General features: G+C 49.6%; 5 protein-coding genes and 1 tRNA gene. 3 read left to right on the forward strand and 3 right to left on the reverse strand.

Annotated elements, in window-relative coordinates; translation table 11 throughout:
• Positions 1-354: 354 nt before the first annotated feature.
• The 3 genes from RN22_RS09810 to RN22_RS09820 all read left to right on the forward strand — a co-directional run bounded on the left by RN22_RS09810 (position 355) and on the right by RN22_RS09820 (position 5,061).
• Positions 355-1,992, forward strand: a complete 1,638-nt coding sequence (locus tag RN22_RS09810) for an acetolactate synthase large subunit (RefSeq protein WP_046304123.1) — start codon at positions 355-357, stop codon at positions 1,990-1,992.
• 18 nt (positions 1,993-2,010) lie between these two features.
• On the forward strand, positions 2,011-3,402 hold the full coding sequence (locus RN22_RS09815; protein WP_046304124.1) for an aldehyde dehydrogenase family protein: 1,392 nt from the start codon (positions 2,011-2,013) through the stop codon (positions 3,400-3,402).
• 189 nt (positions 3,403-3,591) lie between these two features.
• Positions 3,592-5,061: a PAS domain S-box protein gene (locus tag RN22_RS09820; protein WP_052737519.1), complete on the forward strand. Its 1,470-nt coding sequence runs from the start codon at positions 3,592-3,594 to the stop codon at positions 5,059-5,061.
• A 16-nt stretch (positions 5,062-5,077) separates the two neighbouring features.
• Here RN22_RS09820 and RN22_RS09825 read toward each other — a convergent pair whose 3' ends face one another.
• From RN22_RS09825 to RN22_RS09835, 3 genes are all read right to left on the reverse strand, one after another.
• On the reverse strand, positions 5,078-6,286 hold the full coding sequence (locus tag RN22_RS09825) for a NupC/NupG family nucleoside CNT transporter (protein WP_046304125.1): 1,209 nt from the start codon (positions 6,284-6,286) through the stop codon (positions 5,078-5,080).
• A 440-nt stretch (positions 6,287-6,726) separates the two neighbouring features.
• Positions 6,727-7,422 carry a VC0807 family protein gene (locus RN22_RS09830; protein ID WP_002539120.1) on the reverse strand — a complete coding sequence of 232 codons (696 nt, stop codon included), beginning with the start codon at positions 7,420-7,422 and terminating at the stop codon, positions 6,727-6,729.
• Positions 7,423-7,883: 461 nt separating this feature from the next.
• A tRNA-Asp gene (locus RN22_RS09835) sits at positions 7,884-7,960 on the reverse strand.
• Positions 7,961-8,018: the final 58 nt, after the last annotated feature.

The raw sequence follows: 8,018 nt of genomic DNA on the forward strand, positions 1-8,018 counted from the left end.
CGTAAGTGCGGCGAATATTAACGGGGTGATGGAATGCTGTAAACCCCTTTTCTGCACATTCGCGTTTAAGTGCCTCTTTTTTAAACGCATCGGTGGTATATGACGCAAAATCCCAAGACCACACAGCCAAAAGACGCAACTTCAACGCTGAAAGGCGCAATTAACCTTCTCATTTAGCCAGTTTCTCAAGGTTGTGACTACACTGATGAAAAAAGCCTTGCGTTATTGATAGGTGTATCACTTTGATAACCGAAGAGATGAAGACTCTCTCTGCTTAACATTGAACGTTGCAGACAAGTCTGGAAGTCGTCTCGTGGAGCACAAGGTCATTAGCCAACGAGAAGAGAGATAACGATGAAAACTTCAGATTTGTTTGTACGCGCGCTGGAAAATGAAGGTGTCGAATATATCTACGGCATTCCGGGTGAGGAAAACCTCGATTTTCTGAACTCGTTAAAAGACTCCAAAATTGAACTTATCCTGACGCGACATGAGCAGGCAGCCGGATTTATGGCGGCAACTTACGGCCGTTTAACCGGTAAACCTGGTGTTTGTCTCTCAACCCTGGGGCCTGGCGCAACAAACTTTGTGACTGCTGCTGCCTATGCGCAACTCGGTGCGATGCCAATGATCATGTTGGGTGGCCAGAAGCCTATTCGTAAGAGTAAGCAAGGCCGCTTCCAGATTGTTGATGTCGTCAATCTCATGAAGCCAATTACCAAATACTCCGAGCAGGTGGTCGATGGCAATAACGTCCCTGCGATGGTGCGCGAATCATTCCGCGTGTGTAAGGAAGAGCGTCCGGGAGCAGGTTATCTGGAACTGCCAGAGGACATTGCAGAAGAAGACTCAGCCGCGACAGTGTTCGATGTTGTTGAGCACCGCAGACCCGATGCCAACGAGAAATGCCTCGACCAAGCGGCGGAAATGATCAAAAAAGCCAAAATGCCGCTTCTGCTGATTGGTGCGGGTGCCAACCGTAAACGTTCCAGCCAAGCTCTCAAAGAATTCATCGATAAAACGGGTATCTATTTCTTCAATACTCAGATGGGTAAAGGTGTGGTGGATGAGCGTCATGAGCGCTTTATCGGTACTGCTGCTCTTTCAAGCCATGACTTCCTGCACTGTGCGATTGAAAAAGCCGACCTGATTATCAACGTGGGTCACGATGTGATTGAGAAACCGCCGTTCTTTATGGAAAAAGGTGGCACCAAAGTTATTCATATCAACTTCTTTGCAGCGCGTACGGATGAAGTCTACTTCCCGCAGCTTAACGTTGTTGGCGACATCTGTTCTTCAGTAGGTCGCTTAACAGAGAAAGTCGGTGAGCTGTCGCAAGACATGAGCTACTTCGGCCGTGTCAAAGCCCATGTTGATGAGCGTACGACCAAATACTTCGAAGATCGCCGCTTCCCTATTCTGCCCCAGCGTTTGGTGAAAATCCTACGTGATCAGTTGGACGATGAAGACATCGTTACCCTCGATAACGGCGTATACAAAATCTGGTTTGCACGTAACTATCAATGCCACACAAATAACACTCTGCTGCTGGATAATGCATTGGCAACCATGGGAGCAGGTTTGCCTTCAGCCATGGTGGCGAAGCAGCTTTATCCCAACAAGAAAGTGGTGTCGGTCAACGGCGACGGCGGTTTTATGATGAACTCGCAGGAAATCGAAACCGCGGTACGCATGGGTCTGGATCTGGTGGTGATCATTCTGAATGACAGCGCCTACGGCATGATTAAGTGGAAGCAGGAAGGCATGGACTTCGATAATTTTGGTCTGGATTTCGGTAACCCTGATTTTGTGAAATACGCCAACAGTTTTGGCGCGATTGGTCACCGCCCAGATAGCCATGACGAGTTCCAGTCCATTCTCAAACATGCACTGAATTCCCCGGGCGTCCACCTTATCGATTTGCCAGTGGATTACTCACTGAACCATTCCATTTTGAATGTTCTTATCAAGGAAAGCCGTTCAATCGGATAAAGGGAGAGAATCATCATTATGTCTGAACTGAACGTCTATCGCCCCTATGATGGCGGTTTGATTCGGTCGCTGCCAATGCAGACAGCGGACGATGTAGAAACAGCGCTGGCCACTGCTCACGGGCTGTTTCTCGACAGAAGTGCATGGATGCCACCTCATCAGCGCATTGAAATTCTGGAGAGAACCATTGAAATCATGTCATCACAGGTGGAATCTCTCACCCGTATGGCAGCGGAAGAAGGTGGTAAGCCTTACATCGACTCCAAAGTGGAAGTGCTTCGTGCTATCAACGGTGTAAAGCTGGCCATTGAACACATTCCGCAGATCAAAGGCGAGCAGATCCCAATGGGACAAACCGCGGCGTCCGTGAACCGTCTGGCCTTCACGATTCGTGAACCTATTGGCGTGGTCGCTTCTGTCAGTGCGTTCAACCACCCACTCAACCTTATCGTGCATCAGGTGATTCCAGCACTGGCTGTCGGTTGTCCGGTGATTGTGAAACCCGCGCTCACCACGCCTCTTTCTTGCCTGAGACTGGTTGAGATCCTGCACGAAGCTGGCTTGCCGAAAGGCTGGTGCCAGGCATTGGTTTGCGACAACGATGCGTCTAGCAAATTGGTGTCTGACCCTCGGATTAACTTCCTTTCATTTATTGGCTCAGCAAAAGTCGGCTGGATGCTACGCTCGCAACTCGCACCGGGCACACGCTGTGCACTCGAGCATGGTGGAGCCGCCCCTGTGATTGTGGATGACAGCGCCAATATCGACGAAGTCGTACCTATGCTTGCCAAAGGCGGTTTTTACCATGCTGGGCAAGTTTGTGTGTCTGTTCAGCGAGTGTATGCGCAGCAGGGATTCTGTCGTGAATTAGCAGTCAGACTGGCTCAGGCTGCTGAGAAAATGAAGGTTGGCGATCCTCTGGATCCGGGAACAGAAGTCGGTCCGCTTATTCTTCCTCGCGAAGTCGATCGTGTTGATGAATGGGTTCAGGAAGCCGTGCAAGGCGGTGCAGAGTTGCTTTGTGGTGGCAAGAAAATCTCGGACACCTGTTACGCCCCAACGGTACTGCTCAATCCGCCAGATGATGTCCGCGTCTCTCAAATGGAGATCTTTGGTCCAGTGGTCTGTGTTTACTCATACGCCGACAAGCAAACTGCTATCGATCGTGCGAACGGCTTACCTTATGCGTTCCAAGCTGCGGTTTTCACCAATGATTTGGAAGACGCCCTGAATGTCACCCAACAACTCAACGCAACGGCTGTTATGGTTAACGACCATACTGCATTTCGCGTCGACTGGATGCCATTTGGCGGCCGTGATGCTTCTGGCGTCGGGCTGGGTGGCATTCAGTATTCAATGCACGAAATGACACGCGACAAAATGCTGGTGTTTAAGAGTAAGCACTTATAGGGGCTGTTAAGCTATCCCTCTGACTCTCCCTTACCGGCTATCAACTTTGTCGGTATTGGGAGTGTCACTTTCCGGGTCTGTTGACCTTCGCATGCTCCCTCCCTCATTGAAGCCCTGCCGTATCAGGTAGTTTGGGCAAAATGTCTTATAGTTAGATCAGATTTAACATTTTCAGAACAGGGAGAAGGTGTGAATATCCGAGCCAGAGCGGTTCTTTTTACCGCGTTCTTTTTTACTGCTGTCATCCTCGCCTTTATCACACTGGCATTTGGTTATCTGGCTGATGCGCGCAAGGAAGAAATGAATTACCGCGCAAAAGAACTCGCCGAGCTCGTGTCTGTCACCTTTGAGATTCCCTTACTAGAAAAAAATCACACCATTATTCGAGATATGACAGACCGCTTTGTCGCCCACGAAGATTTAACCTACCTGACCATAGACCAGGGTGACACGTTGATTGCACACAGCCGCAGTTTGGAAACGCCGGAGGATGGCATCACTGTTGTGATTGAGGAAGTTGAAAACGATGAGGGAAAACTCGGTACTGTCATTGTCGGCTACCGCAATCATTACTCTGACAATATGGCCTCCCCTGTCGGTCAGGTGCTGATTTGGGGTACCAGCGGTATCGGTTTATTGGCCATTGTGGTGATTTACGTTTTGCTTTTTTCCATTACCCGTCCGCTTCGCAAACTTCATCGACTGAGTGATGGCGACGAGGGAAGCGCAAAATTCAGTCTCTTTAACGTGGACGAGATCGAGACGACGGTCAATGAAGTCAATCATCTCAGGCAAAAGATGGACCGAAGCTACAACAGGCTCCAGTCCTCATTACGGGACCATGAGTTTTCCTACCAGCAAACCCAGATAGTCGAAGAACGCAGCCAGGCAATATACAGCGCATCACTGGACGCTATCGTTGTTGTTGACGAGCAAGATACCATCATTGAATTCAACCCGACGGCAGAGCAGCTTTTTGGCTGGGCGAGAGAAGAAATTCTTGGACTGAGACTGGCAGAAACCATCATTCCCGAAAGGATGCGAAAGAACCACATCATGGGAATGCAACACTTACTGCAAACCGGTGAAGGTCAGGTGCTCGACCAGAGAATTGAGCTTTCTGCAATGCGCAAAAGTGGGCGCGAGTTCCCCGTTGAAATATCCATATCCTCAGCAAAAACCAAAGCAGGTTACATCTTCGTCTCTTACATACGCGATATTTCAAAGCAAAAAGCGCGGGAAGAAGAACGACGACAGAATGCGCAGGCATTTGAACTGGCGTTTCCAATGCTGATAGCCGACGCCAAAGGCCACGTTATCCGAGCGAATTCCGCGTTTTGCGAGATTTTAGGATATAAACCGGAAGACATCATTGGCGAGAAGCCCCGCTCTTTGACAGAAAACCCGTCAGACAAGTCCTTTCATACTCAGATCTGGTTGTCTTTGTTGGGGCGCGGTCGCTGGGAAGGCGAGTTGGGCCTCAGGCACAAATCCGGATACGGCGTTCGCGTGAAAGCAAGAATGAAAGCCCAGCATAGCGAAGGGGATGACCTGCAATTCTATGTTGCGCACTTTGAGAGAATCAGTGACAACAAAGAAGATGTTGAGCTGAAAGCTTCTCTCGAAGAAGAAAAACAAAGCCCGCTACAAGCGGGCTAAGTCACAAGGTTAGCTTTTATAACGCGATAAACACGCCAGCCAAAGCAGCACTCATCAAGTTAGCAAGAGTTGCAGCGACAACGGCGCGGAAACCTAACTTCGCCACATCCTGACGACGCTCTGGTGCCATCGCACCGATAGAGCCAAGATTAATCGCAATAGAACCGATGTTCGCAAAACCACACAGCGCAAAGGTCACGATAATCTGGCTATGTTCAGACAGGGTATCCTTCACGTTCACAAAGTCCATAAATGCCACGAACTCGTTCAGAATGGTTTTTTGACCAATCAGCGCTCCCGCATTCAGTGCTTCGCTCCATGGAATGCCTGCTGCAAATGCCAGAGGTGAGAACAGGTAGCCGAAGATCAGCTGCAATGTCAGGCCTTCATAGCCAAACCAAGAGCCCGCAATCTCAAAGCCTGCGTTTACCATCGCAATCACGCTCACGAACGCAATCAGCATGGTACCGACAGCCACTGCCACTTTCACGCCGTTCATCGCGCCGGAAGCCAGTGCATCCACTGCGTTAACGTCGGCGCTTTTTTCCAATTCGATGTTTTCCTGCTCAATCGCGACTTCGCGTTCTGGCACCAACATCTTCGCCATCAGCAGTCCACCTGGTGCAGCCATAAAGCTTGCTGCAATCAAGTATTTCAGTTCGATACCCAGCGCCGCATAGCCGCCAAGCACTGAACCAGCCACAGAAGCCATGCCTCCTACCATGATGGCGAACAGCTCTGAACGGGTCATGTTCTTAAGGAATGGGCGGATAACCAGTGAAGACTCACTCTGGGAGAGAAAAATGTTGCTGGTTGCAGCCAGAGACTCAACCTGAGAAGTACCCAGAAGACGTCGAATTGCACCGCCAATCACTTTGATTAGCCATTGCATGATACCGAGGTAGTAGAGAAGAGAAATGATGGCAGAAAGGAAGATGATAAGAGGAAGAACGCGGATAGCAAAGATGAAATTACCACTTGCTAAGTCACCGAAAACGAAGCCAATACCTTCGTCCGCAAAAGCTAATAATCCTGAAACGCCGTTGCTGATTGAACCGAGAAGAGATTGACCAAGAGGGAAATAGAGAACCAACGCGGCAAAACCGGCTTGAAGGGAGAAAGCGCCGAGAACAGTTCGCCAATTAATGTCACGACGACTGTCTGAAAGTGCGTAAGCACACGCTAACAGGGCCAATACGCCGGCCAAGCTGTAGATGATTTGCATTATGTTACCTTGCTTATGTATCTGGATTTTGGCGTGTTTTGATAAGACGCGCGCAGGCAAAGGCAACATGGCAGGAGGCTGCAGATGTTGTCTTACCCAAAGGCGAATATCAAAGGCCCATATACCCAAACGACCTGGAGATACAGGTTGTAATTTGTTTGGGTATCAATGCTCACAGTTACGCTGGGCCCAGTTCCTTGGGGCAAGTTTCCATTTTGCAGCCGATTGAAAGCTTGGTTGTTCACGCCATTCGTTAACGAAAAGCGCTCGCTTTAACCGGGCGGGGAATATAGCAAAGCCAAACCGTATGTGACAATGATCACTTTTGTTAAATTTCGCGGCCTGATGACAAAACAGGCGCAAGAGGTTGATTTGAATAAAACTAAAACGAGAAAGCCCGGCTAAAGTGCCGGGCTTGTCGATGTAACTTTGAGCTGAACTCACTTCAAGTGGAAGATTTGTTCTGTTTCCAGTGACGTCATCGCTCGCACCTGACGCCACACATAGTAGAAAATACCCAACATCATCAATGTGCTTGGAATCGCAATCATTGGGTAGCTGTAAAGCGTCATCTTACCCAACTCTTCGTTGAACGCCACCGTGCCTGCTGGGCTGGTCACAATCCAGGTTGCGAGGAAATAATTCATCACGGAAGAGAACACAAACGTGCTGGCGAAAAGATAGTTTGAAATGGTCAGACAGCGATCAAACGCATCCGTGTTGTTGGTTTGTGCAAGACGCTCTTTAATGAGTTCGAGATTCAGGAGGGTATCGTTAAAAACCAGCTTCTTCACAATCGGATAAGGCGTGAAAGTGGAAATCAATACCGCCAGACCAATCACACCAGGAATCAAGGCTTCTTTAATCGCCAGCCATTGCGTATCCAGCTCAAGCAGCCCAATCCCGCCGGTCAGCAACACACTCACAAAGCCCAGCGCCGCAATCAGATTCAGTTTCTTGCTACGAACAAGTTCCAAACCGCCGTAAGCTACTGGGAAGGCTAGCGCCACCACCAGCGCCATCACGGTGCCGAGGTGTTCTTCGCCGCTGAACTTCATCAAAATGAACGAAGGCAAAAATACGTTAAAGACAATTTCGAACAGTGCGTTCGGCTTTTTGGTTTCGGTATTACTCATAATCTTCCAGTTTAAAGCGCCATGTTATTTTTCTGGCTTTGTTGAATTGTTCCCTGACAGCCGCGAGATGTAAAGGTTGGATACCTCATCCTGTGTAACGACATGTGTCGCTTCCCTTGTTATTCAGGCAGCTATTTGATGTGAAAAGTTCCGAAAAAGCTCAAGTGAGTGGGATTTTGAGATACAAAAAAGCCCCGCAGTTTCCTGCAGGGCTTTGTTGTGTTGGCGGAGCGGACGGACTAGAGCGCGCCGGGCTCCCGGACGCGGCCCAAAGTGCGCAGCACTTTCTGGGGCGCGGATAAGAAAAAAGCCTGACGCTTTCGCATCAGGCTTAAATCGTTGGCGGAACGGCCGGGCTGGCGCTCCAGCGGGACTCAAGCCGCATGGCTCGTGAGAGTCCCCCTCTTGGAATCTGATAGATACAAAAAAGCCCCGACATTTCTGTCGAGGCTTCGTTGTATTGGCGGAGCGGACGGGACTCGAACCCGCGACCCCCGGCGTGACAGGCCGGTATTCTAACCAACTGAACTACCGCTCCAATTCTTGTGAAATCCGGCTTTACAACCCAACTTCCAGAATGTGGCGGAGAGATAGGG

The sequence above is a fragment of the Grimontia sp. AD028 genome (genome assembly GCF_000973155.1).
Lineage (GTDB): Bacteria > Pseudomonadota > Gammaproteobacteria > Enterobacterales > Vibrionaceae > Enterovibrio > Enterovibrio indicus.